This is a genomic window from Xanthomonas sp. D-36-1, from assembly GCF_017746155.1.
Taxonomy (GTDB): domain Bacteria; phylum Pseudomonadota; class Gammaproteobacteria; order Xanthomonadales; family Xanthomonadaceae; genus Xanthomonas; species Xanthomonas cissicola.
Map to the genome: position 1 here is coordinate 42359 of NZ_JAGHWR010000069.1, position 26388 is coordinate 68746.

The following is a 26388-nucleotide window of genomic DNA, read 5'->3' on the forward strand; positions in this document are numbered from 1 at the left end:
TCAGTCGGCACCGTGCAGGTTTTCGCGTGTCCCCCAGCGGGCGCGCCAGCCCCATTGCGGGCTCGGCCGCACCGTCATCACGCCATGGCCTGCATGCAGCGCGCTGCATCCTCCCCCATCCAATGTCGCAAGGAATTCCAATGAAGATCGCTGTCGCGGGTACCGGCTATGTCGGTCTGTCCAATGGCGTGTTGCTCGCCAAGCACCATGAAGTGGTGGCGCTGGACATCGTCGAGTCCAAGGTCAAGTTGCTCAACGAAGGCCGCTCGCCGATCGTCGACAAGGAACTCGAGGCCGCGCTGGCCCAGGGGGGCTTGAATTTCAAGGCCACCCTGGACGCCAACGAGGCGTTTGCCGGCGCGGAGTTCGTGATCATCGCCACACCCACTGACTACGATCCGGACACCAACTATTTCAACACCGGGTCGATCGAGGTCGTGATCGCCAAGGTGCTGGAGATCAATCCGCAGGCGACCATGGTGATCAAATCCACCATTCCGGTCGGCTACGTCGCCAAGGTGCGCGAGCAGTTCGGGACCGACAACATCATCTTTTCGCCGGAATTCCTGCGCGAAGGCCGGGCGTTGTACGACAACCTGTATCCGTCCCGGATCATCGTCGGCGAACGTTCGGCGCGCGCGGAGACCTTCGCGCGGCTGTTGCAGGAAGGCGCGCTCAAGCCCGATGTGCCGGTGTTGTTCACCGAGCCGACCGAGGCCGAGGCGATCAAGCTGTTCGCCAATACCTACCTGGCGATGCGTGTGTCCTACTTCAACGAACTGGACACCTACGCGCTCACCCATGGGTTGGACAGCCGCCAGATCATCGAGGGCATCTGCCTGGATCCGCGTATCGGCAGCCACTACAACAACCCGTCCTTCGGCTATGGCGGTTACTGCCTGCCCAAGGACACCAAGCAGCTGTTGGCCAACTACCAGAGCGTGCCGCAGACCATCATCCGGGCGATCGTCGATTCCAACACGACCCGCAAGGACTTCATCGCCGCCGACGTGCTGCGACGCAATCCCAAGGTGGTCGGCATCTATCGGCTGATCATGAAGGCCGGGTCCGACAATTTCCGTTCGTCCAGCATCCAGGGGGTGATGAAGCGCCTCAAGGCCAAGGGCGTGGACGTCATCGTGTACGAGCCGACGTTGAACGATCCTGAGTTCTTCCGCTCGCGCGTGGTCAACGACCTGGAGGCCTTCAAGCGCGAGGCCGACGTCATCATCAGCAACCGCATGGCCGAGGCGCTGCAGGACGTGCAGGGCAAGGTGTATACGCGCGACCTGTTCGGCGACAACTGAGCCAGACCGGCGCCGAGTCCTGGCGGGTGGGATGCCACCGGCCAGGCCACCCATGAAGCTCACGGCGCTGCTGCGCTATTTGCCGCCCCACGCAGCTAACAGCGGTGTCGAACTGCGAGCGATGCAGCTGCGTTGCCCGCACGCACCTGTGTGCGAGATCGCCAATGGAGGCATGCTACCTCTGATCTGCGCGCGCAGCGTGCCGCCATAAAGTGGGCCATGGATAACGCAGGACGGCGGCCATAGGCCGCCGTCGATATTGCAGTCTACGTTGAGACGCGCGATTAAGCGCGGCCGTAGGTGTCTTCGAAGCGCACGATATCGTCTTCGCCCAGATAGCTGCCGGACTGCACTTCGATCAGTTCCAGCGGCAGCTTGCCCGGATTGCGCAGGCGATGGGTGACGCCCAGCGGGATGTAGGTGCTCTGGTTTTCGGTCAGCAGCAGGACTTCTTCGCCACGGGTTACTTCGGCAGTGCCACTCACCACGATCCAGTGTTCGGCGCGGTGGTGATGCATCTGCAGGCTCAGCACCGCACCAGGTTTGACGGTGATGCGCTTGACCTGGTGCCGCTGGCCCATGTCGATGGAATCGTAAGCACCCCATGGACGGTAGACCTTGCGATGCCAGGTGGCCTCGGAACGGCCAGCGGTCTTGATCTGGCTGACGACGTCCTTGACCTCCTGCATGCGGTCGCGGTGGCCGACCAGGACGGCGTCCGGCGTTTCAACGACCACCACATCCTCAAGCCCCACCATGGCGATCAGGCGCGAGCCGTACGCGTAGGTGTTCTGGCAATCGAGCTGGATCACGTCGCCATGGTGCGCATTGCCTTGCGCATCCTGGTTGGAGACATCCAGCAGCGAAGACCACGAACCGACGTCGTTCCAACCCGCATCCAACGGCACCACGACCGCATCGGCGGTCTTTTCCATCACTGCATAGTCGATCGAATCCGACGGGCTGGCGGCGAAGGCGTCCTTGTCCAGACGGGTAAAATCGGCGTCGCGCTTGCCGTTTTCCCACGCCTTCTGGCACGCATCGGCGATGGCCGGATGGAATTTGCGCAATTCTTCCAGGTAACGCGACGCACGGAACAGGAACATGCCGCTGTTCCAATAGTACTCGCCGCTTGCCAGGTAGCTTTGCGCGGTCGCGAGGTCAGGCTTCTCGACGAAGCGCTCGACCGCGCTGGCAGCAGTCCCGGCACCTGCCTTGATATAGCCATAGCCGGTTTCAGGCGCGGTTGGCTTGATGCCGAAGGTCACCAGTTTGCCCTGTGCCGCCGCTTCTGCGGCCACCTTCACTGCCGCCTGGAATGCAGCTTCGTTGCCGATCACATGATCGGAAGGCAGCACCAGCAATAGCGGATCGGCGCCATCGCGGGTTGCTTCCAGCGCTGCAACGGCAATCGCCGGCGCCGTGTTGCGTCCCTTGGGTTCCAGAAGGATGGCCGAAGGCTTCACGCCCAACTGCTGCAGCTGCTCGGCGGCCATGAAGCGGTGTTCTTCGTTGGCAACCACGATGGGGGCGTGGCCCGCGACGGGAGCCGCGCGCAGCCAGGTGGACTGCAGCATGCTCTTGTCGCCGACCAGCGGCAGGAATTGCTTGGGATAGGACTCGCGCGACAGCGGCCACAGGCGCGTGCCGGAGCCGCCGGACAAGATAATGGGTAGGACGTCGCTCATGGGCGGGGGAAACTCCAGTGCGTCAAAGGTGGGGGAGAATGGTAGATCAGCCGCGCAGCAGGTTAGAAATTTCCTGCGTACGCGTTTCCAGCAGTGCGGCATCACCGCGCGTTTCCACGTTCAGGCGCAGCAGCGGCTCGGTGTTGGAGCTACGCAGGTTGAAACGCCATTGGCCAAAATCGGCGCTGATGCCGTCGGTGTAATCCAACTCCGGCGACAGCGAGGCGTAGTGCTCCATCACGCGGGCAACTGAGGCCTTGGCATCGGCCACCTTGAAGTTGATCTCGCCGCTGCAGGGGAATTTCTGCATGCGCGCTTCGACCAGATCGGCCAGCGAACGACCCGACTGCGACACCAGCTCGGCGATCAGCAGCCACGGAATCATGCCGGAGTCTGCGTAGGCGAACTCGCGGAAATAATGGTGTGCGCTCATCTCGCCGCCGTAGACGGCATTTTCGCTGCGCATCTTTTCCTTGATGAAGGCGTGGCCGCTCTTGCACAGCACCGGAATACCACCGGCTTCTTCGACCTGCTCGACCGTGTTCCAGGTCAGGCGGGGGTCGTGTACGACCTTGCCGCCCGGCTGTTTGGCAAGGATGGCTTGTGCCAAAAGGCCAACCAGGTAATAGCCTTCGATGAAGCGGCCGGTGTGATCGAAGAAGAAACAACGATCGAAGTCGCCGTCCCACGCAATACCGAAATCGGCGCCATTGTCCTTGACCGCCTTGGCGGTGGCGTCGCGGTTTTCCGGCAACAACGGGTTGGGGATGCCGTTGGGGAAATTGCCATCGGGCTCATGAAACACGCGCACGAACTCGAACGGCAGATGCGGCGCAAGCAGATCGACGATCAGCCCGGCGCCGCCATTGCCGGCATTGACCACCAGCTTGAGCGGCTTGAGTGTGCTGCGGTCCACGTAGCTGAGCAGGTGCTCCAGGTAGGCCGTCTTGTCGGTGCGGCTCTGCTCACTGGCGGTGGGCTCGCCTGGCGCTGCGGTATCGGCCGCGACCGTGTCGCGGATGGCGAACAGACCGGTGTCCGAGCTGATCGGTCGCGCTTGCTCGCGGACCAGCTTCATCCCGTTGTAGTCCATCGGGTTGTGACTGGCGGTCACCATCACGCCGCCGGCGGCCTTGAGGTAATCGGTCTGGAAATAGACTTCCTCGGTGCCGCACAGGCCGATGTCGATCACGTCACGGCCACTGGCGCGCAGGCCGGCCGACAGCGCTTCCTGCAGCGCCGGGCTGGCCAGGCGCACGTCATGGCCCAGGACCACCGGCCCTTGATCCAGCTGCGCCGCCAGCGCCACGCCGATGCGGCGGGCCAAGTCCTCGTTGAGTTCATCCGGCACACGGCCGCGAATGTCGTAGGCCTTGAAGGCGGGTAGCGTCATGGGCAAATCCTGAAGTGGGGGACGCCCGAGTTTAGCGGCTGCGCCGTGTCTTGGGTGTGGCGGAATTGCGACCGGGGACAGGGAACAGTCAGCGGATAGAATGGGCGCTTCACATCAGCGAGGTGAGGGCGGTGATGCGCAGCGAAGGACGTGGTGCGGCAAGCGGCAAACGCTATGCCGATGCCAAGGCAGCACTGAGCGGGGTACTGGCCAATGGTCAGACCCTGGCGGTGGGCGGCTTTGGGTTGTGTGGAATCCCGGAGGCATTGATTGCAGCCGTGCGCGACAGTGGGATCGGCGGGTTGACCGTGATCTCCAACAACGCTGGCGTCGACGGATTCGGGCTTGGTCAATTATTGGCCACCCGGCAGATCCGCAAGATGATTTCGTCCTACGTGGGCGAAAACAAGGAATTCGAACGCCAATACCTGGCGGGCGAACTCGAGCTGGAGTTCAATCCGCAAGGCACCCTGGCCGAGCGTTTGCGCGCCGGTGGCGCGGGCATTCCTGCGTTTTACACCGCCACCGGCTACGGCACGATCGTGGCCGAGGGCAAGGAAACGCGCGAATTTGACGGCAAGCATTACGTGCTTGAAACCGCGTTGCAGGCCGACGTGGCGCTGGTCAAGGCATGGCGCGCCGATACCGCCGGCAACCTGGTATTCCGCAAGACCGCGCGCAATTTCAATCCCGCCTGCGCCATGGCCGGACGCGTGTGCATCGCCGAGGTCGAGGACATCGTGGAGCTGGGCGTCATCGATCCGGATCAGGTGCATCTGCCCGGCATTTACGTGGACCGCCTGGTGCTCAACGCCACGCCGGAAAAACGCATCGAACAGCGCACCGTGCGCGAAGGACAGCAGTGATGGCCTGGACCAGAGACCAGATGGCCGCACGCGCGGCGCGCGAACTGACCGATGGCGCCTACGTCAACCTGGGCATCGGCTTGCCGACGCTGGTCGCCAACCACATCCCCGACGGCGTCGATGTGTGGCTGCAGTCGGAGAACGGCCTGCTTGGCATCGGCCCATTTCCTGCCGAAAACGAAGTGGACGCGGACCTGATCAATGCAGGCAAGCAGACCGTGACCGCCCGCGCCGGTGCCAGCTATTTCGGGAGCCACGATTCGTTCGCGATGATCCGTGGCGGCCACATCGACCTTGCCATTCTCGGCGCGATGCAGGTCACCGAGCGCGGCGACCTGGCCAACTGGATGGTGCCCGGAAAGATGGTCAAGGGCATGGGCGGTGCAATGGATCTGGTGGCCGGCGTCAAGCGCGTGGTGGTGTTGATGGAGCACGTCGCCAAGGATGGAAGCCACAAGATCTTGCGCGAATGCGACCTGCCACTGACCGGCGTCGGCGTGGTGGACCGCATCATTACCGATCTGGCGGTGTTCGATGTCACTGCAGAAGGATTGGTGCTGGTGGAACATGCCGATGGAGTGGAGCTGGAGGAACTGCGCAACAAGACCGGCGTTGCATTCATCGCCGCTTAAATAGCCAGGGGCCTGTCAGGCCCCTGGTTTTTAGAGATTCTGGTAGTTCGGACCCGAACCACCCTCCGGTGTGACCCAGGTGATGATTTCGTACGGATCCTTGATGTCGCAGGTCTTGCAGTGCACGCAGTTGGCCGCGTTGATCTGCAGGCGCTTGCCGGAGGGGCTGGCGGTGTCCGCGACCATTTCGTAGACGTTGGCCGGGCAGAAGCGCGTGCAGGGGTTGTCGTATTCCGTCACGCAGCGGGTGGCGCACACATCGGTGTCCAGCACCTTCAGATGCACCGGCTGGTCTTCATCGTGCTCGGTGGCGGCGAAATAAACGGCTTGCAAGCGGTCGCGGGGGGCCAGGTCGCGGGTGACGTAGTCGCGCTTGGGCTGCTCGTACTCGCCGAGCTTGTGCAGCGCCGACCAGTCGGGTTTGTTCTTCAGCGTCCACGGCGAAGCGCCCTTGAGCGCGGTTTCCCAGGCCGCGTTGAGCAGGCCGAACCACAGGCCTTTCTTGAAACCTGGCTTGATGTTGCGGACTTGTTTCAGCTCGGCCATGACGTCGGAGGCGCGCAATGTGGCATCGAAACCCTGCGGCGCCAGCTGCGACTGCACCAGGTGTTCGGCGGCCAGCATGCCGCTGCGAATCGCCTGGTGGGTGCCCTTGATCTTGGGCACGTTCAGCAGGCCGGCGGTGTCGCCAATGAGCAAGGCGCCGGGCATGTCCACTTTCGGCAGCGATTGCCAACCGCCACTGACCAGTGCGCGGGCACCGGCAGACAAGATGCTGCCACCTTCCAGCAGCGGCTTGATCATGGGGTGGTTCTTCCATTGCTGGAAGGCTTCCCACGGCTGGTAGGTCGGGTCGCTGTAGTCCAGCCCGCTCACATAACCGAGCGCAATCTGGTTGTTGTCCAGGTGATACACGAAGCTGCCGCCGTAGGTACGGTTGTCGGCTGGCCAGCCAATGGTGTGCACGATCTTGCCGGGCGTGACGCGGCCTTCCGGGACCTGCCACAGTTCCTTGATGCCGATCGAATAGCCTTGCGGGTCGCTGTCGGCGGTGAGGTCGAAGCGCTTGAGCAGCCGCTTGGTCAGGTGACCACGCGCGCCTTCGGCAAGCACGGTGACCTTGGCACGGATATCGATGCCGGCGGTGTAGCCGGGCTTGTGCGAGCCGTCTTTTGCAATACCCATGTCGCCAATGCGCACGCCCACCACCTGGCCGCTGTCGTCGTGCAGCGTTTCGGCGGCAGCGAAGCCGGGGTAGATCTCCACGCCCAGCGCTTCGGCCTGCGGCGCCAGCCAGGCGCACATCGCGCCCAGGCTGACGATGAAGTTGCCATGGTTGCGCATGCCCGGCGGAACCACCGGGAACTTGCGCGCGCTGTCCTTGCCGAGGAACCAGAATTCGTCGTTGGTGGCCGCCACGCAGATCGGCGGCGGACTGTCGCGCCAGCCTGGCAGCAGTGCATCCAGCGGGCCGGGCTCGATCACCGCACCGGACAGGATATGCGCACCGATGGTGCTGGATTTTTCGATCACGCAGACGCTGATGCTCGGATCGAGCTGCTTGAGCCGGATCGCAAACGACAGCCCGGCCGGACCGGCACCGACGGTGACGACGTCGTATTCCATGACGTCACGCTCGACCGCCTCTGACGCGTGTGCGCCCACTCCCGCTTCCGACATTGCTCCGCTCCCGTTGGCTCGATGGCTGTCGCGCATTTTCCGGGATTGCATGTGACGGCGGCAAATCGCGTCGATTCATCCGCAGTGCGCAGGCCTGCGTGCTAGCGTTTCCGGCATGAGGATTCGGGTGGCATTGCCGGGAGCGGAGATCAACTGGTGGCGGGGTTGGCTGCAGCCTGCGCAGGCCGATGCGCTGATGCAGGCGCTGCTGGCGCAGGCGCAGTGGGAGGTGCACCGCATCCGGATGTTCGGGCGCATGGTGGATTCGCCGCGCCTGAGCAGCTGGGTCGGCGATCCGGAGGCGAGCTATCGCTACTCGGGCACACGGTTCTCGCCACAGCCGTGGCTGGACGTGCTGCAGCCAGTGCGTAGGCGGCTGGAGGACGAGACCGGTCACCGGTTCAACAGCGTGCTGGTCAATCGCTACCGACGTGGCAGTGACGCGATGGGCTGGCACAGCGACGACGAGCCTGAGCTGGGCGCGCAGCCGTTGATTGCCTCTGTGAGCCTGGGAGCCACGCGGCGCTTTGCGTTCAAGCACCGCGACGATGCGGCCTTGAAGCAAACGCTGGAGCTGGGCCACGGCGACCTGTTGTTGATGGGCGGTGATACCCAGCGCCACTACAAACACGCGTTGCCGCGCACCGCCAAGCCGGTCGACGAGCGCATCAATCTGACCTTTCGTCAGATCGCGGTGCGCGTGTCCCAGTGATCGGCGCCAGCAACGCGTAGCGCGCTCGCCTGGGCGGTGGCCTGGTGGGCGTGTCGGCCGCAGCTTGCGTGGGCGCAATCAGCAGCCCAGGTCAAACGATGAGTGGATCGAGTGCGCGGTGCCCTCACCGCTTGCGGCACACGCCGTGAACCCAATCCATGGGGACCGTTGGCGGCATCCATGCCGCCAACGGTCCCGCAAGCGGCGAGGACACCGCACCAGGAAGTTCATGAGTGACTTGATTGAAGAGCGAGGACGCCCCGCCCAGGCAGTCGACTGGCCGCTGTGTTGAAGACGAGGAGACCGCGTCGAGTAGCCGTAGCTGCTTTTTTGAAAGCTGTGCGCACCGACCATCTCAACTGCTTGCCCGCTTACCGTCGCGGGAGCCTTGGCGGCATGGATGCCGCCAAGGAGCTTACATGGACGTATTTGCAACCGCTCCAGGTCTGTCGCTTTCGCTTACAACGAACGCGGCAAGTGCTGGCTGTCCTGCTGACCGGTGGTCAGGGTCCAGCCGACCAGCTCGGTGGTGAGCTGGGTCAGCGCCTGCTCGAAAGCCACTGCGACTGCGGCGGTATCGGTGCCGGTGGAGGGGCGGGCGACCAGGAAGGTACGCGAGGCGACTACGCGTTGATCGGCCGAATGCAGCAGTTTGGCGTTGAGCTCGATCGTGGCCGAGGGCAGCGACTGGCCGGCGTAATCGGATTCGAAGCGGCGCAGGTCGATCGCCAGCTTGTAGTCGGAGCGGATGCCGGTGCCGATATGGGCCACCGCGGCAATCTTGCCGGAGTCTTCGAACGCGCGCACCACGCTGTCTTCCAGCATGTCGGTGGCGGGCTGTGCCCAACCAGCGCCGTGGTATACCTGCAGTTCGCCAGGGCTCGGGCGCACATTGATGCGCGGGCTGTCGATGACGCGGGCGGCGCTGGGCTTGGCCACCACCAGCTGCCAGGTCACCTGTGGCCACGCCGGGTTCGGGGTCACCCGCACGGTGGGCGCATAGATGGTGGCCGGCTTCTGGTCGCCGCCGGTCAGGACCGAGCAGCCGCCCAGCGCCAGCAACGAGACGCACAGCAAGGGACGCAACAGGCGCATGGCAGTCATTTCGGTTCGAACTCCTTGGGTGCGTCGCGGCCAAGCAGGTAGCGCGCAGGGTTGTTGTCCAGTTTGTCGCTGACCCGGCGCAGGTCGCGGATCAGGCCACGCAATTCGGTCAGTGTGGGGCCGAGCTGGCCCAGCCCATCATTGGCAAAACTATTGATGGCCGCGCGGTTCTCGCCAAGGATGTTGTCGGCGTTGCCGGCCGCCGAGTCCAGCTTGACCAGGGTGGCATCGAGTTTTTCCAGGATGCCCGGCAGCTGCTGCACCAGGTTCTGATCCAGCCGCTTGATGGTGCCGTTGGTGGTGGTCAGGGTGGTGTCCAGATTGCGCGCGGCGTCGCGCGCGCTGACGATCAGCGCCTGCATGCCTTCGTCGCGATCGGCAATGCCGCCGCTGATCTTTTCCAGGTTCTGCAAGGTGGCCGAAATGCTGGCCACGTTCTTGTCCGAGAGCATCTGGTCCATGCGCTCGACGATGCGGTTGGCGGTGTCGGTGATGTTCTGCAGCGCCGATGGCGTGGTCTGGATGATCGGCGCATCGCTCTTGTCGATGGTGGTCAGCGCCGGCGCTTCGGGCGTGCCGCCGGAGAGCTGGATGATCGACGGCCCGGTCAGGCTGGTGATCGCCAGCTTGGCGCGGGTGTCGCTCTTGATCGGCGTGGTCGAATTGACGCGCACATGCGCGACCACCTGCCGCGGGTCGTTCGGCGCCAGGGTCAACTCGGTGATCGAGCCGACCGCGATGCCGTTGTACTGCACCGGGCTGCCGACCGACAGGCCGGTCACCGCCTCGCGGAACACCACCCGGTACTGCTGCCAGGTGCGGTCGGAGGAATATTTGGCGGCCCAGAGCCCGAAGAGCAGCAGGGCCAGGCCGGCCACGATGGTGAAGGCGCCGATCAGGACGTAATTGGCTTTGGTTTCCATGCTCAGGCGGTCTCGGTGGAATCGGTCTTGGCCGCGCGCGCAGCGCGGGCGCGCGGACCGTGAAAATAGTCCTGGATCCAGGGGTGATCGATCTGCTCGACCTCGGCCAGCGGCGCGTTGGCGATCACCTTGCGATCGGCCAGTACCGCGATGCGGTCGCAGATGGCGTACAGCGTATCCAGGTCGTGGGTGATCAGGAACACGGTCAGGCCCAGGGCCTGCTGCAAGGTGCGGATCAAACGGTCGAAGGCGGCCGCACCGATCGGGTCCAGCCCGGCGGTGGGCTCGTCCAGGAACAGCAACGGTGGATCCAGCGCCAGCGCGCGCGCCAGGCCGGCGCGCTTGCGCATGCCGCCGGACAATTGCGAAGGCAGCTTGTCCAGCGCATCGGCGGGCAGGCCGGCGAGCTTGATCTTCAGCAGCGCCAGTTCGAAATACCAGCGCTCGGGAAACTCGCCATGGTGTTCCTTCAGCGGCACCTGGACGTTTTCACCCACGGTCATCGACGAAAACAGCGCCCCGTCCTGAAACAGCACGCCGGTGTTGCGGGTGATGTGCTGGCGGTCGGCGAACCGGCCCGAGCGCGCGTCCGCGCCCAGCACCTGGATGCTGCCGGCGTCGGGTTCGCGCAGGCCCAGGATGCTGCGCATCAGCACCGACTTGCCGGTGCCCGAACCGCCGACCACGCCGAGGATCTCGCCGCGACGCACATCCAGATCCAGGTCTTCGTGCACGGTCTGGCTGCCGAAACGGTTGGTGAGCCCGCGCACGGAGATCGCCAGCTGTTCGTCGTCGGCCTCTGGGACGGGATTGGGAACTTGGGATTCGGGATTGGTCACGGCACAGCTCTCCGAAATGTCAGGCTGCCAGCGGCGCTTGTGCCTTGCACGAATCCCGAATCCCGAATGTCGAATCCCGGCTCCATCACCACCCCATCTTCATGAACCACAACGCCGCAATCGCGTCGAGGATGATGACCAGGGAAATCGTCTGCACCACCGAGGAGGTGGTACGTTCGCCCACCGATTGCGCGGTGCCGCTGACCTTCAGCCCTTCCAGGCAGCCGATCAGGCCGATCACCAGCGCAAACAGCGGTGCCTTCGAGAGTCCGACCAGGAGATGCCGCAACTGGATGGTGTCGTGCATGCGCGCCAGATACATCTGCGGTGGAATATCCAGGTCGAATGCGCCCACGGTGACGCCACCGGCCAGGCCGGCGATCATCGCGATGAAGGTCAGCAGCGGCAGGGTGAATACCAGCGCGAGCAGGCGCGGGATCACCAGCAGGTTGATCGGGTCCAGGCCCAGGGTGCGGATCGCGTCCACTTCCTCGCGCGATTTCATCGCACCGATCTGCGCGGTGAAGGCGCTGGCGGTGCGGCCTGCCAGCACAATTGCCGTCAGCAGCACCGCGAATTCGCGCAGGAAGGCGATGGACACCAACTCCACCACATAAATTTCCGCACCGAAGTCGCGCAGGATGGTCGAGCCCAGGAAGGCGATCACCGCGCCCACCAGATACGACAGCAGTACCACCAGCGGCACCGCGTCCAGGCCCACCTGCTCCATGTGATGCACGGTGGAGGTCAGCCGGAAGCGCCGCGGCTCGTGGATCAGCCGCATGATCTTGACCAGGTTTTCGCCCAGAAAACTGTTCAACTCCAGGATGTCCTGGCCGACGCGGTGGGTGGCCCGACCCAGGCGGTCGAGCGCGGCGACGAAGCCGTAATCGCGTTTGGGCTTGGGGCGCTCGTCGTTGAGTTCCTCGATGGTGCACAACAGTGCCTGGTGCTCATCGCGAAAATCGATCGCGTCTTCCTTCAGGCCCATGCGGCCGGCAAAGCGCAGCAGCTGCAGTACGCCGGCCGAATCCAGCTGCTGGATGCCGCGCGCGTCGATGCGGCGCACCCCCTCGGGTACGGCCTGCAGCAATTCTGCCTGGGGCAGGGCGGTCGCCAGGACCCAACTGCCAGCGAGGCGGACCTGTGCCTGATCCTGCGAGTCTTGTTCGATGCGTGGAGGTTGCGGTTTGATCATGGGTGGCCTGTCCGTGGCGCCAGCATACAGGGCCAATGTGAGCGACGGATGGGGACGCAACCGCAGCGGTGTGCCGATGGCCGTCAATCAGGGCGCCGGCCACGCGCGCTGCGGCATACACTGGCGGCCTCGCCGGACACGGCGTTTCTCCGATCCGACCCGCCACGCATGTCCGCTGCCACCGTTGTCCTTCCGTCCGCCAGCGCCACCTACGCCCAGCGCGTCGCCTTCGTGTCCGAAATCGCCGGGCGCCTGCATTCCTATGGCACCACCGCGCAACGGCTGGAAGCAGCGGTGGTGGGGTTGTCGCAGAAGCTGGGCCTGGACTGCGAGCCCTGGTCCAACCCCACCGGCATCATCCTGAGCTTCAGCGACCCGACCAAGGCGATCGGCTCCAGCGATATCACGCGGGTGATCCGCCTGGCCCCGGGCGAGAACGATCTGTACAAGCTCATCGTGGCCGACTATGTGGCCGACAGCGTGGCCAACGGCCGCATGAGCATCGGGCAAGGACACACCGCCTTGCGCCGGCTGGACCGCGAGGTGGACCGGCGCGGCAAGACCCTGCAGGTGCTGGCGTTCGGGCTGGCCGCCGCCGGCGTGGCCGGGCTGTGGAAGCTGCCGTGGCTGGATATCGCCACGGCCGGGGCGATCGGCATGTCGATCGGCCTGCTCACCCAGTACACCGACAAGCGCGCTGCCAGCAAGGAAGCCGGCGAGGCGCTGGCCGGCCTGCTGGCCGGGGTCGTGGCGGCGCTGGTGGCCTCCCTGCTGTGGCCCTTGAACCTCAATACGGTGATCATCGCCTCGCTGGTGGTGCTGCTGCCAGGCATGTCATTGACCAATGCATTCAACGAGCTGGCCAGCCAGCACTGGGTCTCCGGCACGGCGCGTCTGGCCGGCGCGGTCACCACGGTGCTCAAGCTGACCGTGGGTGCGGTCATTGCGGTGACGCTGACCCAGCTGGTTGGCCTGCAACCCCAGGTGGCCGCGTTGCGGCCACAGGCCGGCTGGGTGGAATGGGCCTCGTTGGTGGTGGCCGCTTATGCGTTTGCGGTGCTGTTCAAAGCCAATCGACGTGATTATTTATGGATCATGGCGGCGGCTATGTCAGGTTATGTCATTGCGCGTTATGCAGGACATGCCTGGGGCGGCCCGGCCGGTGTATTCGCCTCTGCAATGGCATTGACCGCCGCGGGAAATTTATTCGGGCGCGTGGTGCACAAGCCCGGTGCGCTGATCCGGTTGCCCGGCATCATCATGCTGGTTCCCGGGAGCGTCAGTTTGCGTGGCTTTTTGACCCTGGTGCAGCAACAGGATGTCAGCGTCGGACAAGCCGCACTCTTGGCAGTGACCAATATCGTTATGGCATTGATGGCCGGATTGCTGTTTGGCAATCTGCTCATTCCGGCCCGCAAGAATTTATAAGGGCAAACACCCCGCAATAAAAACGCCGGCATGGCCGGCGCTCTTATTGGTTCGAATCAGGCAGCCTTGGACTTCTTGGCGGCGCGCTTGGTGACGGCCTTGCGCGGCGAGGCCTTCTTTGCGGTTGCTTTTTTCGCACCGCCGACCTTGCTGATCAGGAAGTCTTCCACCTTCTTGCCGGCGGCGGTCAACTCGGCCAGCCAGCGCGGCTGCTTGCCACGGCCGGTCCAGGTTTCCTGGGCGTTGGCGGGGTTGCGATACTTCGGCGGCACCTTGCCCAGCTTGCGCCCGGCACGCGGACCCGGCTTGCCGGTACCCGCCGGACGGCCCGGGCCGGCACTGGCAGAAGCGCCAAACAATTCTTCGATGGAATAACCCTGGGCTTTTGCAGCGCGGACCAGCTGCGTGCGGACCTTGGCGATCGGCGCGCGCTTGGCAACCACGGTCTGCTGCTTCTTTGCATTTTTGATCAGGGCGCTCAACTGCTTGGCCGACAGGCCACTAAGATCGATCGACATCACTGCTCCAAAAGATGAGAGAAAAAGAATGCCGGTCCATGGCAGCGGTGGCCATCATAAAGTGAGAAAACCGGTGTGACAAATGCGCCGAAATAATTCGGCGCTTTGTGTTCATCCATTTGAAGCCGATACCCGGGGTTTGATCAATGCCCCAGGCGGGAGAATAACCCTGCTTTATCCAGGCTTTCCGCTGCATCGGCGGTACGGGCGCGATATTCAAAAGTGCCAGCCGCCAATCCACGTTCCGAGACCACTACCCGATGCGGAATGCCCAGCAGTTCCATATCGGCGAACATCGCGCCCGGGCGTAGTCCGCGGTCGTCCAGGGCGGCATCCAGGCCGGCGGCAAGCAATTGGTCCAGCAAGGCCTGGGCGGCGGCGAGCACCTGTGGGTCCTGCTTGGGATTGATCACGCAGACCACCACCTGCCACGGCGCCATCGGCGCGGGCCAGATGATGCCGGCATCGTCATGGTTCTGTTCGATCGCCGCGGCCACGATGCGCGAAATGCCGATGCCGTAGCAGCCCATCTTCATCACCGCCGCCTTGCCACCTTCGTCGATGACGGTGGCTTGCAGCGCCTGCGCGTACTGGCTGCCAAGCTGGAATACATGGCCCACCTCGATACCGCGAGCCAGGCGCAGTTCGCCGCCATCGGCCGCGCGTTCGCCTTCGACCACGTTGCGCACATCGGCCACGGTCTGCGGTTCGGGCAGATCGCGGCCCCAGTTGACGCCGACCAGGTGGGCGCCGGACACATTCGCGCCGACCACAAAATCGGCCAGTGCGGCGACATCGCGGTCGGCCACCACGCGCACCGGGCGTGCGGTGTTGACCGGGCCCAGGAAGCCCGGCTCGCAGCCGAGGTGTTCGCGGATTTCGCTTTCGTTGGCCAGGCGGTAATCGGCCAGTCCGGGCACCTTGGCCAGCTTGATCTCGTTGACCGCGTGATCGCCACGCACCAGTACCAGCACGAAGCCGGCCTGCGTCATCACCGCCACCGACTTGACCGTGCGCTGCAGCGCGATGCCGAGCAACTGGGCCACGTCTTCGCAGGTCTTCTGGGTGGGCGTTGCCACCTGCTGCATCGCTTCGCTGGCCGCGGCGCGCGGGGCAGGCGGTGCCGCACTGGCGGCTTCCACATTGGCGGCGTAATCGGAGCCAGTGGAGAACGCCAGCGAGTCTTCGCCGGAGTCGGCGATCACGTGGAATTCCTGCGATGCATCGCCGCCGATGGCGCCGGAATCGGCCTGCACGGCGCGGAAGTCCAGTCCCAGGCGTGTGAAGATGCGCGTATAGGCGGCGCGCATGTTGTCGTATTCGCGCGCCATGTCCTCGTCGGTGAGGTGGAACGAATACGCGTCCTTCATCAGGAACTCGCGCGCACGCATCACCCCGAAGCGCGGGCGGATCTCATCGCGGAATTTGGTCTGGATCTGATAGAAATTCAGCGGCAGCTGCTTGTAGCTGTTGATTTCCTGGCGCGCGAATTCGGCAGCGGCCTCTTCGGCGGTGGGGCTGTAGCAGAACTCCTGTTCCTTGCGGTCCTTGATCTTGAGCAGCTGCCCGCCGAACTTTTCCCAACGTCCGGTGGCGTCCCACAGTTCACGCGGCTGGATGGTGGGAAACAGCACTTCCACTGCGCCGGCGCGGTTCATCTCTTCGCGCACGATGGCTTCGACCTTGCGCAACACGCGCAGGCCCAGCGGCGACCAGGTGTACAGCCCGGAGGCCAGCTTGCGGATCATGCCCGCGCGCAGCATCAGGCGGTGGCTGACCAGCTCGGCGTCGGCCGGGGTTTCCTTGGTGGTGTGCAGATGGAACTGGGAAAGACGCATCGGGCTTCGCTTGGGCGGAAAGCCGCTAGTTTGCCAGTCCCGGGCCCTGCCGGTCATCGCCAGGCGCGCGTTGCCCGGTTGTCGCTGGCCAGGGCGGACCTGTGCGGGGCGGCTCGAGTGGCTGGCTTGCCGGCACACGTGCGCCGCAGGCCCGTGGTTGTCCGCATACATCCGTCACCGGTGCCCGGCGATCGTGCAGCTGCTGGGGCCGCGCTTCGTCTACGACCTACGCAGGTGCGGCCATCAGGTCGGGCGCGCTGGCTCGGCCGGTGCTCGCGGCACCAAGGTGTTTGGCTCCAGCCCGGCGGCAGGGGGGCAATCCCGTCCTGGCACCTCTTCCCGGCTCAGGTGGCCGGGCCGCCTGGGGCTGCCGGCTTGCAATAGGCCTTGACGGCGGCGTCGGCCAGGTTCCTCTGGGTCGCACGGGCATCCTGGTCCAGGACGGCGCCAGGCTTGCCATCGGCGCCGGCCGCCATGGAGACCTCTCCCTTGCCGCTGAGCAGTTCCAGATTGCGGCGCGCGGTGAGGCAGTCGGCCGATTCGGGCGCTGCCGTCTCTGCTGCAGCAATGGCGGCGGTGCCGTTGCGCGCGTCGATTCGGCGCGCTTCATAGCGCTGGCCGGTCGGTGGCGGGGTTTCGGTGTAGTGGGTCACGCCCTTGGCGTCCTTCCACTTATAAAGATCGGTCGCGCCGGCGGCGGCGCTGACCAGCATCAACAGGGCGCAAAGCCCGGACGACAGCTGCATGTGGCTTCCCCTGGATAATTCCCGCTGCGATTGCAGCATCCGCAGCGGGCGCTGGCAAGTGATGGGCGCGCAAGGTGCTGAACCAGCAGGCGCGCTACCGCCGGACAGACCTCAGGCCCTACACTTGGCGGATGGATGAGATGAGACCGCCCCCGCGCTCGCGCACGATTTACCTGCTGCCGAACCTGTTCACCACTGCCGGGCTGTTTTCCGGTTTCTACGCCATCATCGCCGCCGCCAATGGGCAGTTCGTCCAGGCCGCCATGGCGGTGTTCGTGGCCGCGGTGATGGACGGGCTGGATGGCAGGGTGGCGCGTCTGACCAATACCAGCAGCGAATTCGGTGTGCAGTACGACTCGCTGGCCGATCTGGTCAGCTTCGGCATGGCGCCCGCGCTGGTGATGTACCACTGGTCGCTGTCGGCGCTGAAGTACGACAGCAGCGTGATGGGCCGGGTCGGTTGGTCGGCTGCCTTTTTGTATGCGGCCTGCGCGGCGCTGCGGCTGGCGCGCTTCAACACTCAGGTCGGCGTGGTCGACAAGCGCTGGTTCATCGGCTTGGCCAGCCCGGCGGCGGCTGGATTGATGATGTCCTTCGTTTGGGCCTTCGCCGACGACAGCCTGGGCTTCGATGGCGAGCAGCTGCGCTATGTGGCGCTGGCGGTCACGGTGGTGTCGGCGTTGCTGATGGTCAGCCGAATCCGCTTCTGGAGCTTCAAGGGCGGCGCGCGCGGCCCGCGTGCCGACCGCGTGCCGTTCCTGGCGCTGGCGATCGCCACGGTGGTGATTGCGCTGTTGGTGATCGATCTGGCGCGCTCGTTGCTGGTGATCGGCGTGCTGTACGCCTTGTCGGGTCCGTTGATGTGGCTGTGGCGACGCTGGCGGCGCGTGCCCGAGCTGCCATGAGCCAGTTTTCGTGAGCGACTCAATGAGCGAGCCGATGTGGTCCGATCTGCAGGTGTCGTATCTGCAGGCATTGGGACATACCGTGTATCTGGATCGCGATGCGGTCGATGCGTTGCCCGCGCCTGTCGAGATTGCCGAGCGCGCACCGATGGCCGCGCCGGCGCGCGTGGAGCGTGCGCTGCAACCTGCAACGGCCAATGCGCCCGTCGCGCGGCGGAATGCACCGGCGGCACCGGCCGAAGCGCCACGTGCGCCCAGCACTGCGCCAGCGCCGGTGCCGCAACGGCGCAGTCGTGTCGGCATGCCGGATCGCCTGCAGATGGCTTTGCTGCGCGCATCCGGCTGCAATCCGGGCGATCCTGCGACCCAGGCCTTGATGGCATCCTGGCCGCTGGCGGAACTGCGCGGTAATCCGGCCGCCAAGCGTGCGCTGTGGCCGCAGCTGCGCGCGCTGCGTCGGCGCCGGGACCCGGCGTGAGCGCGTTGAATGCGCCGCAACCCACCTCGCTGCGCGCAATGCGCGAGAGCGACCTGGATGCGGTGATGGAGATCGAGCTGCGCGCCTATCCGTTTCCGTGGACGCGCAACATCTTTCGCGATTGCCTGCAGGCCGGATATCCCGGCTGGGTGATGGAGCAGGGCGGCCGGGTCATCGGCTATGGCGTGATCAGCATCGCCGCCGACGAGGCGCACGTGCTCAACGTCTGCATCGCACCGGAGGCGCAATCGCAAGGCCACGGTCGCGTGTTGCTGCGCGCGCTGATCAAGGGCGCCTGCGATCGCGGTGCGCGGCGCGCGTTTCTGGAAGTGCGCCCGTCCAACCCCTCGGCCATCGCGCTGTACCACTCCGAAGGCTTCAACGAAATCGACCGGCGCCCGCGCTACTACCCATCCCACACCGGGCGCGAAGACGCCTTGGTGATGGCGATCGAGTTGTTCTTCGAAGGATTTTCCTGAGCGCACCCACGCATCGTTGAGGATGCGTGCCGGTTGGCGTTGCTGCGGCATGCAGTTGCTGCCCTGGATGCCGGCGCTGATGGTCTGCGATTCGATGCTTATGCTGAGCGACTGCATGATGCACCTGCGCATGGAGCGTCTGGTATCACCCTTGCCCAACGAGCTCGCCTTGCTCTACCGAGCGGCTTGGTGAGGTCGCAGCGAAACGATCGCCGGATCGGTCGATGGCGGCGCTGACCCATGCGCATCAGAAGCGTGGCGTCCAAATGATGCTGCGCCTGTGCAATCGATCTCAACGTGGTCATGCGTCATGCCGGCCACATTGGAGCGAGGGGCTTGCGCCTTGCGTACAACGTGGGCCGACGCGCCCGTCTGCGAGGTGGCGAATGTTTCGCCATAGAACGATAGGCGCTTTTGCGTTGTTCCGGTCGTATGCGGGCGGCGCTTTTGTGTTGAATGCCGCGGCGCGGCAATGCGATGCAACGACTGGCACGCCAAAAAACACATGTATTTGAATGGTGGCGTGCGTTCTCGCGGATTACCCCGACATGGTGTGACACGCAATCATGCTGCGTTGCAGTGTCCTTGCGCTGTCTCTGCGTGTCCTGATCGCAACGTTTTGTCTCTTCTTTTGTGTCTCGCAAGCGTTTGCGTGATTACGCATGCATATCCGAAAAGCGTCTAGATACAAGCGGTTGCAATGCTCCTAGTATCGGTGTCGCGGAATCGAATATTCCATATCTGAATAATACGTTCCGCTTCTGCTGGACCAGGGGTGCGCCGCAGCGCGGCGCATCGAACCCATTCGAGGGAGAGATCAAGATGAAGCCGAAATTTTCGACGGCGGCCGCCGCGTCGCTGTTCGTTGGGTCGTTGCTGCTCACCGGCGTTGCCTATGCCGATGCGGCGTTGGAGGTTGCAACCACGGGCTGGGCGACCCAGAACGGCGGCACCAAGGGCGGCTCCAAAGCGGCTGCCGCCAATATCTACACCGTCAAGAACGCCGCCGAATTGAAAGCAGCATTGAGCGCAAGCGTCGGAAGCAACGGGCGCATCATCAAGGTCAGCGGCATCATCGATATCAGCGAAGGAAAGCCTTACACCAAAACCTCGGACATGAAGACGCGCGCGCGTCTGGACGTGCCCACCAAGACCACGCTGATCGGCATCACCAGCAACGCGGAAATTCGCGAAGGCTATTTTTTACGTCAAGGCCAACGACGTCATCATCCGCAATATCACCATCGAAAATCCATGGGACCCGGAGCCGGTCTGGGACCCGGATGATGGCAGTGCCGGCAACTGGAATGCGGAGTACGACGGCCTGACCGTGGAAGGCGCCAGCAACGTGTGGGTGGACCATGTCACCTTCACCGATGGCCGCCGTACCGACGATCAGAACGGCACAGCAAATGGCCGTCCGAAACAGCACCACGATGGCGCGATGGACATCAAGAAAGGCGCCAATTTCGTCACCGTCTCGTACTCGGCCTTCAAGTCGCACGAGAAGAACAACCTGATCGGCTCCAGCGACAGCGCGTCCAGTACCGACAGCGGCAAGCTGAAGGTCACCATTCACAACACCCTGTTCGAAAACATTTCTGCGCGCGCCCCGCGCGTGCGCTTCGGTCAGGTCCATCTGTACAACAACTACCACGTCGGCAGCACCAGTAATGCGGTGTATCCGTTCTCCCACGCGCATGGCGTGGGCAAGGAGTCGAAGATCTTCTCCGAGCGCAACGTGTTCGAGATCGGCGGTGTCAGCAGCTGCGACAAGATCGCCGCCGACTACGGTGGCAGCGTGTATCGCGATCAGGGTTCGCTGCTCAACGGCAAGGCGCTGTCGTGCTCGTGGAATACCAGCATCGGCTGGACACCGCCCTATACCTACAATCTGCTATCGGCAGACAAGGTCGCTGCAGACGTCAAGGCGAAAGCAGGCGCCGGCAAGCTGTAACTGCCGCTGGCTGCAGGGATGCAAACGCGGTACAGCACGCAGTTGCACAACGCCCGCAGTGATGCGGGCGTTGTGCGTTTGGCGTGGCGATGAATGTGGTCTCTCGGAAGTAGCGGCGTTGCAACGGGCGGTTGGGAACTGCTTGCAGCACCCTGATCTGTCCATGCCGATCCATGACCGCTGGACATGCCGCAGGTACGTCCTCACCGCTACCTGCGCGGCGTCGATGTTGCGTCAGGTGCCGTGCGCAATGACGGCGCCGCGCACGCGCCAAGGCCCTGCAACCGTGCAGGCCGCCTGGCGTCGCTTAATCCTGCGCGGCGTTATTGGCAGCCTGGCCCGGGGTGCATACCGGTTTCAGACGCTTGTCCACCAGCTTGCCCATGAGCCGGTCGCTCAACGGCAGCATGTCGCCGTTGAGGCGCCAGTCGTAGATCACGCTGAAGGCCAACACGCGCGCGACATATTCGCGGGTTTCCTTGTAGCTGATGGTTTCGATCCAGAAGTCCGGCTCGAAATTCGGCCGCTGCGACTGCCAGCGTCCGGTGGGGCCGGGACCTGCGTTGTAGGCGGCAATGGTGAGGTAGGGCAGCCCGTAGGTGTTGAGCAGCTGGCGCAGATACGCCGTGCCGATGGCGATGTTGGTGTCCGGCTCATAGAGGCTGCTTGCGCCCGCATAGCCGGGCAAGGCGATCCCCTTGGCGACGGCCGCGCCAGTGCCAGGCAACACCTGCATCAGGCCCATTGCGTTGGCCGGCGAACGCGCGCGCGGATTGAAGATGCTTTCGGCACGAATTTCTCCGGCCACCCAGGCCGGATCGATTGCGTTCTTGGCGGCTTCACGGCGAATGGTGTCGTCGTGGTGCAGTGGGAATCGCAACGCATAGAGCCGTTGTTCGTCCGGCTGCTTGCCGAGCGCGAACACCGCACGGTCGAACCAGCCGTTGTCGCTGGCAATTTCCACTGCCAGCCGGCGCTGGGTGTCGTCGAAGCGGGTGGCGGCATCGTTCCATTCGGCCACGGCCCAACCGGGGCGGTCGATCTGGAATAACGCGATTGCGCGGACCAGGGCCGGGTCGCGCGCAACGGCGGCCTTTGCCTGCGCGCTGTCGTTGGGCTCCCAGGGGCAGAGCCGGTAAGGCTGCTGCAGGCGGTCGGCAGCCAGGAAGCCGTGGAAGGTCGGCGATTGCGCGGCGGCGCGATACAGCGGCTGGGCGGCCGCAGCAGCGCCGGTCTTTTCGGCCAGACGGGCTTCGAAGTACTGCCAGCGTGAGTCGCTGCGCTGGCTCGCCGGCATCTTGCGAATCGCGGCCAACGCCGCCGGCCAGTCGCCGCGCGACATCGCTTCACGTGCACGCCATTCGTGCAGGCGTTCGTCGTAGGACGCGTCCGGTACGGCATTGAGCCGGCGCGCCGAATCCGGCAGATACGAGGCGACGGTCCACAATGCGATCTGGTACAGCACCTGCCCACGTTGCGCCTCGCTGAAGCCGAGCGCACTGGCAAGTTGCGGTAGCTGTTGTTCGGCAGCGTCGGGATCGCTCTTGGCCAGCTTGGACAGTCCGTCGACCGCGATGCGGCGGCTGCGCTCGGTCTTGGGCCAACCTAGTGCACGCGGGTGGACCTTGTCGAGAAAGGCAGCGTAATCGGTGGTCAGCGCCAGATCGGCGGCGGGGAGTCCGCGTGCGGCCGTGCGCATGACCGCCGGCTGCTGCGCATCGGCAGCGGCGTCCACGCGTTCCCAGCGCAGCGCCGGCGTAAGTTCACCGCGCGATTCCAGCCCGGCGACCACTGCATCGCAGGCATCGGGCAGCGCCTTGCCATTGCGCCACAGGGTCAGCGCGTCGCGGCTCCATTGTGCATCGGCCTTGCCGGTGGTCAGGCGCGCGGTCAGTTGTGCGCAGCGCAGGCCGAGGTTGTCGGTGGACTTCCAGTTGGCCAGCAGCGTGTTCCAGTCTTGCCGCCGCGCCACCGCCGGCAGCCACGTGCTGCGGAAGCTCTCAGCCACGGGCTGGCCGGCATAACGCTGCAAAAATGCCTGCGCCTGCGCATTGGAGACGGTGTCGATCGTGCGCTTGAGCGCGGCAAATTCCAGCCATCCATACAGCGGATGGCGGCTCAATGCAGCGAGCTGGCCGGCATCGGTCTGGCCGCGCTCTGCGGCCGCGATGGCATCGCGCATGGCAGTCAGCTGTGGGTCGAGGGTCTGCGCGTGCAATGCGGTGCTGCCAAGGCACAGCAGGCCGATGAAAACAGTGGCAAGGCGGGGGGCATAAGTCATGGCGTGATGATACCCAAGCACGCCTGAGCGCCTGAGTGAATACGCGTCATTCGCGCTGGCCATTTTCGCTTGCATGCGCGATGGGTCGGGCACGCACGTGCTTGCGGATGACATCTCGTCACGACCGCTGCGGCACCGTGCGTTGCTGCACCGCCAGTTGCGGCGCGTTAATTTTTCGTTTAAGAATTGGAGAGGACCGCAGGGCACGGGGGCGTGCGGACACTCAAGAATCCTTCTGGAGAGAGAAAGGATGAAGCGTCTGATTGGCCCCCATCGGTCATGCCTGGCCGTGCAGTTGTCGTTGTGTCTGATCCCCACGCTCGCCTGGGCGCAACAGCCCGAGGCCGCAGCGAGCACGCGTACGCTCGACAGCGTGCAGGTCACCGGCACGCGCATCAAAACCGCCGAATTGCAGGGTCAGGTACCGATCCAGACGCTCAATCGCGCCGACATCGAACGCACCGGCCTGACCTCCATCGGCGAAGTGCTGCAGGAGCTGACCGCGTCCGGTTCGGCGCTCAATGCCAAGTTCAATTCGTCGGGCAACTTCGGCTTTCCGCCCGATGGCAGTGGCGTGGGTGCCGGCTCGGCGCAGGTGGATCTGCGCCATCTCGGGTCCAAGCGTGTGCTGGTGCTGGTGGATGGCATTCGCTGGGTCAATGAATCCTCCGCGTCCGGCGTGGGCTCATCGACCGATCTCAACACCATTCCGCTGGCGATCGTCGAGCGTATCGAAGTGCTCGAAGACGGCGCCTCGTCGCTGTACGGTTCGGATGCGATTGCCGGTGTGGTCAACATCATCACCCGTCGCAGTTTCGACGGTGCGCAGGTCACGCTCAACTACGGGCAGTACGGCAAGGGCGATGGCACCAACCAGGGCATGGACCTGGCGTGGGGCAGCAGCGGAGAGAATTTCAGCCTGTTTCTGGGCGCAAGCTATGTCAAACAGGATCCGATCTATGCGCGCGATCGTGCGCAGGCCCGCTTCCCGATTCCTGGCACCGGGCTGACCTTCGCCAGCTCGGCAACGCCGGATGGCCGCTTCCAGTTCGTCGATCCCAACACCGGCGTGCGCCAGAATCTCACGCCTAATGCCGGCGTCGGCACACCGCAATACGATGGCAGCGGCGGTTGCATGCGCAGCGACGATTATCACTGCTTCGGCACCGCAGACCGCTACAACTTCGCCGAACAGAATCTGTTGCTGACACCGTCCGAGCGCAAGGGCGTATTTGCGCAGTTCCGCTATTACTTCAACGACGACGTGCAGTGGTACGTCAAGGCGTTGGGCAACCGGCGCGAATCGACCAACCAGGCCGCGCCGGAGCCGATCTTCCTCGGGCCCGATGCCGGCACCGGCAACCCGCTGGCCGACAACATCGTGATCTCCGCGCTCAACCCGTTCAACCCGTTCGGATTCGATCTGGATTCGGCGACCAATCTGATCCAGATCGGTCGCAGGCCGGTGGAAGGCGGGCCGCGGCGTTACGAGCAACAGGTCGATACCCAATATTTCGGCACCGGCCTGGTCGGCACGTTCGAAGGCGCAGGGCGGACCTGGTTCTGGGACGTCAACGGCATGTACAGCAAGAACAAGGCCGAGCAGACCAACTACGGCAGCTACAACCTCTACAACATCAACCTGGCGCTGGGCGACCCGGCTGGCTGCGCGGCCGTGGCTGGCTGCGTGCCGCTGGATATCTTCAGCGGTGCCGGCAGCATCACACCGGAGATGTTGCGCTGGATCCAGCCGGTGGTGCGCGACCGCAGCCAGAACGAATTGAGCCTGTTCACCGCCAACCTCAGCAGCGAGTTGTTCCAGTTGCCCGGCGGTGCGGTGTCGTTTGCCAGCGGTTACGAATACCGCAAGTACGAAGGCTCTTATCAGCCCGATCCGCTCACTGTGGCCGGGCGTTACAACGGCGTGCCTTCGTTGCCCACGGCGGGCAGCTACGACGTCAACGAAGCCTATCTCGAACTCAATATTCCGATCTTCGCCAACTCCGCATTGGGCGACAAACTGGATCTGAATATCGCCGGGCGCTATTCGGACTATTCGACATTCGGTGGCGAGTTCACGCCGAAGTACGGTCTGCGTTGGCAGGTCACCGATGAGTTCGTGCTGCGCACCAGTTATGCGGAAGGCTTCCGTGCGCCGACCATCGGCGAGTTGTTCGGTTCGGCGGCGCGTGCGGATCTGCAATTGTCTGACCCGTGCTCGATCGGTCTGGGCGGCACCGCGCCGCGTGGCAGCGCGGCCAATTGCGCCACGCTCGGCGTGCCGGCGGGCTACCAGCAGGCCAACCAGCAGATCTCGGTCACCACCGGCGGCAATGAACAACTGGATCCGGAGCGTTCGCGCAGTTTCAGTGCGGGTTTTGTCTTCAGCCCGGGCTTTGCGAGCGATGCCAGCTGGTCCGACCGCCTCGATCTGGAGGTGACCTTTTATCGCCATCATGTGGATGGTGCGATCCAGGCGATCAATGCGCAGACCCAGCTGGATCTGTGCGTGGATACGCTGGATGCGTTGTACTGCGATGGCATCGGGCGGGCGTCCACCGGCGGCATCAATGCCTTCAACAACCGGCTGACCAACCTGGGCTCGATCAAGACCGACGGCTGGGACGTGGATCTGTTCTGGACCTTGCCGCAAACCGCGTTCGGGCGCTTCAAACTCTCGTGGCAGAACACCTTGGTAGGCCGTTACGAGGCGCTGGGCGCGGCCGGTCAGCGGCAGCCGCAAGGGCCGGGTATCGAAGTGGTCGACAGCGCAATTCCGGAGTGGACCAGCAACGCGGTACTGGATTGGTCGATGGGCAACTGGACGGCTTCGTGGACCGCCCGGCACATTTCCAAACTCACCGAGCAATGTGGTGACGCGGTGGAGTTTGCGGTGTGTTCTGATCCGACGGTGGGAACCAACCGGCTGGATGCGATTACCTATCACGATGCGCAGGTGGGCTATCGTGTGGATTGGCTCAAGGGCCTGCAACTCACTGCCGGCTTGAACAACGTATTCGACAAGGATCCGCCGATCTGCCTGTCCTGCTCCCTCAATGGTTACGACGCATCCACCTACGATATTCCCGGCGGACGCTTCTGGTATGCGCGTGTGGATTTGAAGTTCTAGTTCAACCGCACTTGATCTGGTTGGTGGGCGCGTGAGTCGGTTGCAAGGCGTTGGGGCTCTTGCCTCACTGCAGGGCCCTTGCCCGCCCACCATCGCGGGACACGCTGCAAGTACGTCCTTGTAAGCTCCGTGGCGGCATCCATGCCGCCAAGGGTCCCGCGACGGTGGGCGGGCAAGGACCAGTCGAGATGGTCGGTTTGCAAGTTTGCAAACAGGGCACGACGGATATTGTTGGAATGGCTGCGTGGCGTATCAGCTTCCCAATCAGGGCGAGCCCCGGTAGAGC

Annotated in this window: 21 protein-coding genes and 1 pseudogene; 11 read left to right on the forward strand and 11 right to left on the reverse strand. The window is 64.2% G+C overall.

Annotated features, from left to right (window positions below):
- Nucleotides 1–140: 140 nt before the first annotated feature.
- Complete coding sequence (locus tag J7367_RS17570) at nucleotides 141–1307, forward strand: nucleotide sugar dehydrogenase (RefSeq protein ID WP_057662908.1); 1167 nt, start codon at nucleotides 141–143, stop codon at nucleotides 1305–1307.
- Nucleotides 1308–1591: 284 nt separating this feature from the next.
- Here the strand turns inward: J7367_RS17570 and J7367_RS17575 are convergent, their stop codons facing one another.
- Nucleotides 1592–2995, reverse strand: coding sequence for a mannose-1-phosphate guanylyltransferase/mannose-6-phosphate isomerase (locus J7367_RS17575; RefSeq protein WP_057662912.1), 1404 nt, complete (start codon nucleotides 2993–2995; stop codon nucleotides 1592–1594).
- Between the two features lie 46 nt (nucleotides 2996–3041).
- Nucleotides 3042–4388, reverse strand: a complete 1347-nt coding sequence (locus tag J7367_RS17580) for a phosphomannomutase/phosphoglucomutase (RefSeq protein WP_005913455.1) — start codon at nucleotides 4386–4388, stop codon at nucleotides 3042–3044.
- A gap of 134 nt (nucleotides 4389–4522) precedes the next feature.
- Between J7367_RS17580 and J7367_RS17585 the strand changes: the two genes are divergently transcribed.
- Together J7367_RS17585 and J7367_RS17590 are read left to right on the forward strand one after the other, a co-directional pair.
- Nucleotides 4523–5254, forward strand: coding sequence for a CoA transferase subunit A (locus tag J7367_RS17585; RefSeq protein ID WP_007962676.1), 732 nt, complete (start codon nucleotides 4523–4525; stop codon nucleotides 5252–5254).
- Nucleotides 5254–5886, forward strand: a complete 633-nt coding sequence (locus tag J7367_RS17590) for a CoA transferase subunit B (protein WP_007962677.1) — start codon at nucleotides 5254–5256, stop codon at nucleotides 5884–5886. The genes J7367_RS17585 and J7367_RS17590 overlap by 1 nt, the downstream gene beginning before the upstream one ends.
- Before the next feature lie 30 nt (nucleotides 5887–5916).
- Here J7367_RS17590 and J7367_RS17595 read toward each other — a convergent pair whose 3' ends face one another.
- Nucleotides 5917–7566, reverse strand: coding sequence for an electron transfer flavoprotein-ubiquinone oxidoreductase (locus tag J7367_RS17595; RefSeq protein ID WP_057662915.1), 1650 nt, complete (start codon nucleotides 7564–7566; stop codon nucleotides 5917–5919).
- Nucleotides 7567–7681: 115 nt separating this feature from the next.
- Here J7367_RS17595 and J7367_RS17600 point away from each other — a divergent pair, with 115 nt between their 5' ends.
- The gene (locus tag J7367_RS17600; RefSeq protein WP_022559972.1) at nucleotides 7682–8278 is read left to right on the forward strand and encodes an alpha-ketoglutarate-dependent dioxygenase AlkB; all 597 of its coding nucleotides are present in this window, start codon (nucleotides 7682–7684) and stop codon (nucleotides 8276–8278) included.
- Between the two features lie 459 nt (nucleotides 8279–8737).
- Here the strand turns inward: J7367_RS17600 and J7367_RS17605 are convergent, their stop codons facing one another.
- The 4 genes from J7367_RS17605 to J7367_RS17620 all read right to left on the reverse strand — a co-directional run bounded on the left by J7367_RS17605 (nucleotide 8738) and on the right by J7367_RS17620 (nucleotide 12342).
- Nucleotides 8738–9382 (reverse strand): ABC-type transport auxiliary lipoprotein family protein, encoded by a 645-nt coding sequence (locus J7367_RS17605; RefSeq protein WP_022559971.1) that lies wholly within the window; start codon nucleotides 9380–9382, stop codon nucleotides 8738–8740.
- The gene (locus tag J7367_RS17610) at nucleotides 9379–10305 is read right to left on the reverse strand and encodes an MlaD family protein (RefSeq protein WP_003484185.1); all 927 of its coding nucleotides are present in this window, start codon (nucleotides 10303–10305) and stop codon (nucleotides 9379–9381) included. The genes J7367_RS17605 and J7367_RS17610 overlap by 4 nt, the downstream gene beginning before the upstream one ends.
- A gap of 2 nt (nucleotides 10306–10307) precedes the next feature.
- Nucleotides 10308–11144: an ABC transporter ATP-binding protein gene (locus tag J7367_RS17615; protein ID WP_057662918.1), complete on the reverse strand. Its 837-nt coding sequence runs from the start codon at nucleotides 11142–11144 to the stop codon at nucleotides 10308–10310.
- An 85-nt stretch (nucleotides 11145–11229) separates the two neighbouring features.
- Nucleotides 11230–12342: an ABC transporter permease gene (locus J7367_RS17620; protein WP_209028960.1), complete on the reverse strand. Its 1113-nt coding sequence runs from the start codon at nucleotides 12340–12342 to the stop codon at nucleotides 11230–11232.
- 168 nt (nucleotides 12343–12510) lie between these two features.
- Between J7367_RS17620 and J7367_RS17625 the strand changes: the two genes are divergently transcribed.
- Complete coding sequence (locus J7367_RS17625; protein WP_057662925.1) at nucleotides 12511–13770, forward strand: threonine/serine exporter family protein; 1260 nt, start codon at nucleotides 12511–12513, stop codon at nucleotides 13768–13770.
- Nucleotides 13771–13826: 56 nt separating this feature from the next.
- Here J7367_RS17625 and J7367_RS17630 read toward each other — a convergent pair whose 3' ends face one another.
- The 3 genes from J7367_RS17630 to J7367_RS17640 all read right to left on the reverse strand — a co-directional run bounded on the left by J7367_RS17630 (nucleotide 13827) and on the right by J7367_RS17640 (nucleotide 16872).
- On the reverse strand, nucleotides 13827–14288 hold the full coding sequence (locus J7367_RS17630; RefSeq protein WP_007970417.1) for an H-NS family nucleoid-associated regulatory protein: 462 nt from the start codon (nucleotides 14286–14288) through the stop codon (nucleotides 13827–13829).
- 143 nt (nucleotides 14289–14431) lie between these two features.
- A complete protein-coding gene (locus tag J7367_RS17635) occupies nucleotides 14432–16126 on the reverse strand; it encodes a proline--tRNA ligase (RefSeq protein WP_042675183.1) in 1695 nt (564 codons plus the stop codon).
- Between the two features lie 344 nt (nucleotides 16127–16470).
- Nucleotides 16471–16872: a DUF4124 domain-containing protein gene (locus J7367_RS17640; RefSeq protein WP_007964196.1), complete on the reverse strand. Its 402-nt coding sequence runs from the start codon at nucleotides 16870–16872 to the stop codon at nucleotides 16471–16473.
- Nucleotides 16873–17003: 131 nt separating this feature from the next.
- On the opposite strand from J7367_RS17640, the gene pssA reads away from it, so the two are divergent.
- From pssA to J7367_RS17665, 5 genes and pseudogenes are all read left to right on the forward strand, one after another.
- Entirely contained in the window at nucleotides 17004–17777 is a 774-nt protein-coding gene (gene pssA, locus J7367_RS17645; protein ID WP_005913472.1) for a CDP-diacylglycerol--serine O-phosphatidyltransferase, read from the forward strand.
- A gap of 22 nt (nucleotides 17778–17799) precedes the next feature.
- Entirely contained in the window at nucleotides 17800–18255 is a 456-nt protein-coding gene (locus J7367_RS17650; protein WP_007964195.1) for a hypothetical protein, read from the forward strand.
- A complete protein-coding gene (rimI, locus tag J7367_RS17655; RefSeq protein WP_057662956.1) occupies nucleotides 18252–18734 on the forward strand; it encodes a ribosomal protein S18-alanine N-acetyltransferase in 483 nt (160 codons plus the stop codon). The genes J7367_RS17650 and rimI overlap by 4 nt, the downstream gene beginning before the upstream one ends.
- 49 nt (nucleotides 18735–18783) lie before the next feature.
- Nucleotides 18784–18927, forward strand: a complete 144-nt coding sequence (locus tag J7367_RS17660) for a hypothetical protein (protein WP_157835077.1) — start codon at nucleotides 18784–18786, stop codon at nucleotides 18925–18927.
- 629 nt (nucleotides 18928–19556) lie between these two features.
- Nucleotides 19557–20691: pseudogene (locus tag J7367_RS17665) on the forward strand (pectate lyase).
- A gap of 307 nt (nucleotides 20692–20998) precedes the next feature.
- On the opposite strand, the gene J7367_RS17670 reads toward J7367_RS17665, so the two are convergent.
- Nucleotides 20999–22972 (reverse strand): lytic murein transglycosylase, encoded by a 1974-nt coding sequence (locus J7367_RS17670; RefSeq protein WP_057662928.1) that lies wholly within the window; start codon nucleotides 22970–22972, stop codon nucleotides 20999–21001.
- 250 nt (nucleotides 22973–23222) lie between these two features.
- Here J7367_RS17670 and J7367_RS17675 point away from each other — a divergent pair, with 250 nt between their 5' ends.
- Entirely contained in the window at nucleotides 23223–26102 is a 2880-nt protein-coding gene (locus tag J7367_RS17675) for a TonB-dependent receptor (protein ID WP_057662931.1), read from the forward strand.
- Nucleotides 26103–26388: the final 286 nt, after the last annotated feature.

Excerpts from the sequence above, each read along its gene's own strand:
- J7367_RS17570 (WP_057662908.1), top strand. The coding sequence starts at position 141 with ATGAAGATCGCTGTCGCGGGTACCGGCTATGTCGGTCTGTCCAATGGC.
- J7367_RS17575 (WP_057662912.1), bottom strand. The coding sequence starts at position 2,995 with ATGAGCGACGTCCTACCCATTATCTTGTCCGGCGGCTCCGGCACGCGC.
- J7367_RS17580 (WP_005913455.1), bottom strand. The coding sequence starts at position 4,388 with ATGACGCTACCCGCCTTCAAGGCCTACGACATTCGCGGCCGTGTGCCG.
- J7367_RS17585 (WP_007962676.1), top strand. The coding sequence starts at position 4,523 with ATGCGCAGCGAAGGACGTGGTGCGGCAAGCGGCAAACGCTATGCCGAT.
- J7367_RS17590 (WP_007962677.1), top strand. The coding sequence starts at position 5,254 with ATGGCCTGGACCAGAGACCAGATGGCCGCACGCGCGGCGCGCGAACTG.
- J7367_RS17595 (WP_057662915.1), bottom strand. The coding sequence starts at position 7,566 with ATGTCGGAAGCGGGAGTGGGCGCACACGCGTCAGAGGCGGTCGAGCGT.
- J7367_RS17600 (WP_022559972.1), top strand. The coding sequence starts at position 7,682 with ATGAGGATTCGGGTGGCATTGCCGGGAGCGGAGATCAACTGGTGGCGG.
- J7367_RS17605 (WP_022559971.1), bottom strand. The coding sequence starts at position 9,382 with ATGACTGCCATGCGCCTGTTGCGTCCCTTGCTGTGCGTCTCGTTGCTG.
- J7367_RS17610 (WP_003484185.1), bottom strand. The coding sequence starts at position 10,305 with ATGGAAACCAAAGCCAATTACGTCCTGATCGGCGCCTTCACCATCGTG.
- J7367_RS17620 (WP_209028960.1), bottom strand. The coding sequence starts at position 12,342 with ATGATCAAACCGCAACCTCCACGCATCGAACAAGACTCGCAGGATCAG.
- J7367_RS17625 (WP_057662925.1), top strand. The coding sequence starts at position 12,511 with ATGTCCGCTGCCACCGTTGTCCTTCCGTCCGCCAGCGCCACCTACGCC.
- J7367_RS17630 (WP_007970417.1), bottom strand. The coding sequence starts at position 14,288 with ATGTCGATCGATCTTAGTGGCCTGTCGGCCAAGCAGTTGAGCGCCCTG.
- J7367_RS17635 (WP_042675183.1), bottom strand. The coding sequence starts at position 16,126 with ATGCGTCTTTCCCAGTTCCATCTGCACACCACCAAGGAAACCCCGGCC.
- J7367_RS17640 (WP_007964196.1), bottom strand. The coding sequence starts at position 16,872 with ATGCAGCTGTCGTCCGGGCTTTGCGCCCTGTTGATGCTGGTCAGCGCC.
- pssA (WP_005913472.1), top strand. The coding sequence starts at position 17,004 with ATGGATGAGATGAGACCGCCCCCGCGCTCGCGCACGATTTACCTGCTG.
- J7367_RS17650 (WP_007964195.1), top strand. The coding sequence starts at position 17,800 with ATGAGCGAGCCGATGTGGTCCGATCTGCAGGTGTCGTATCTGCAGGCA.
- J7367_RS17660 (WP_157835077.1), top strand. The coding sequence starts at position 18,784 with ATGCAGTTGCTGCCCTGGATGCCGGCGCTGATGGTCTGCGATTCGATG.
- J7367_RS17670 (WP_057662928.1), bottom strand. The coding sequence starts at position 22,972 with ATGACTTATGCCCCCCGCCTTGCCACTGTTTTCATCGGCCTGCTGTGC.
- J7367_RS17675 (WP_057662931.1), top strand. The coding sequence starts at position 23,223 with ATGAAGCGTCTGATTGGCCCCCATCGGTCATGCCTGGCCGTGCAGTTG.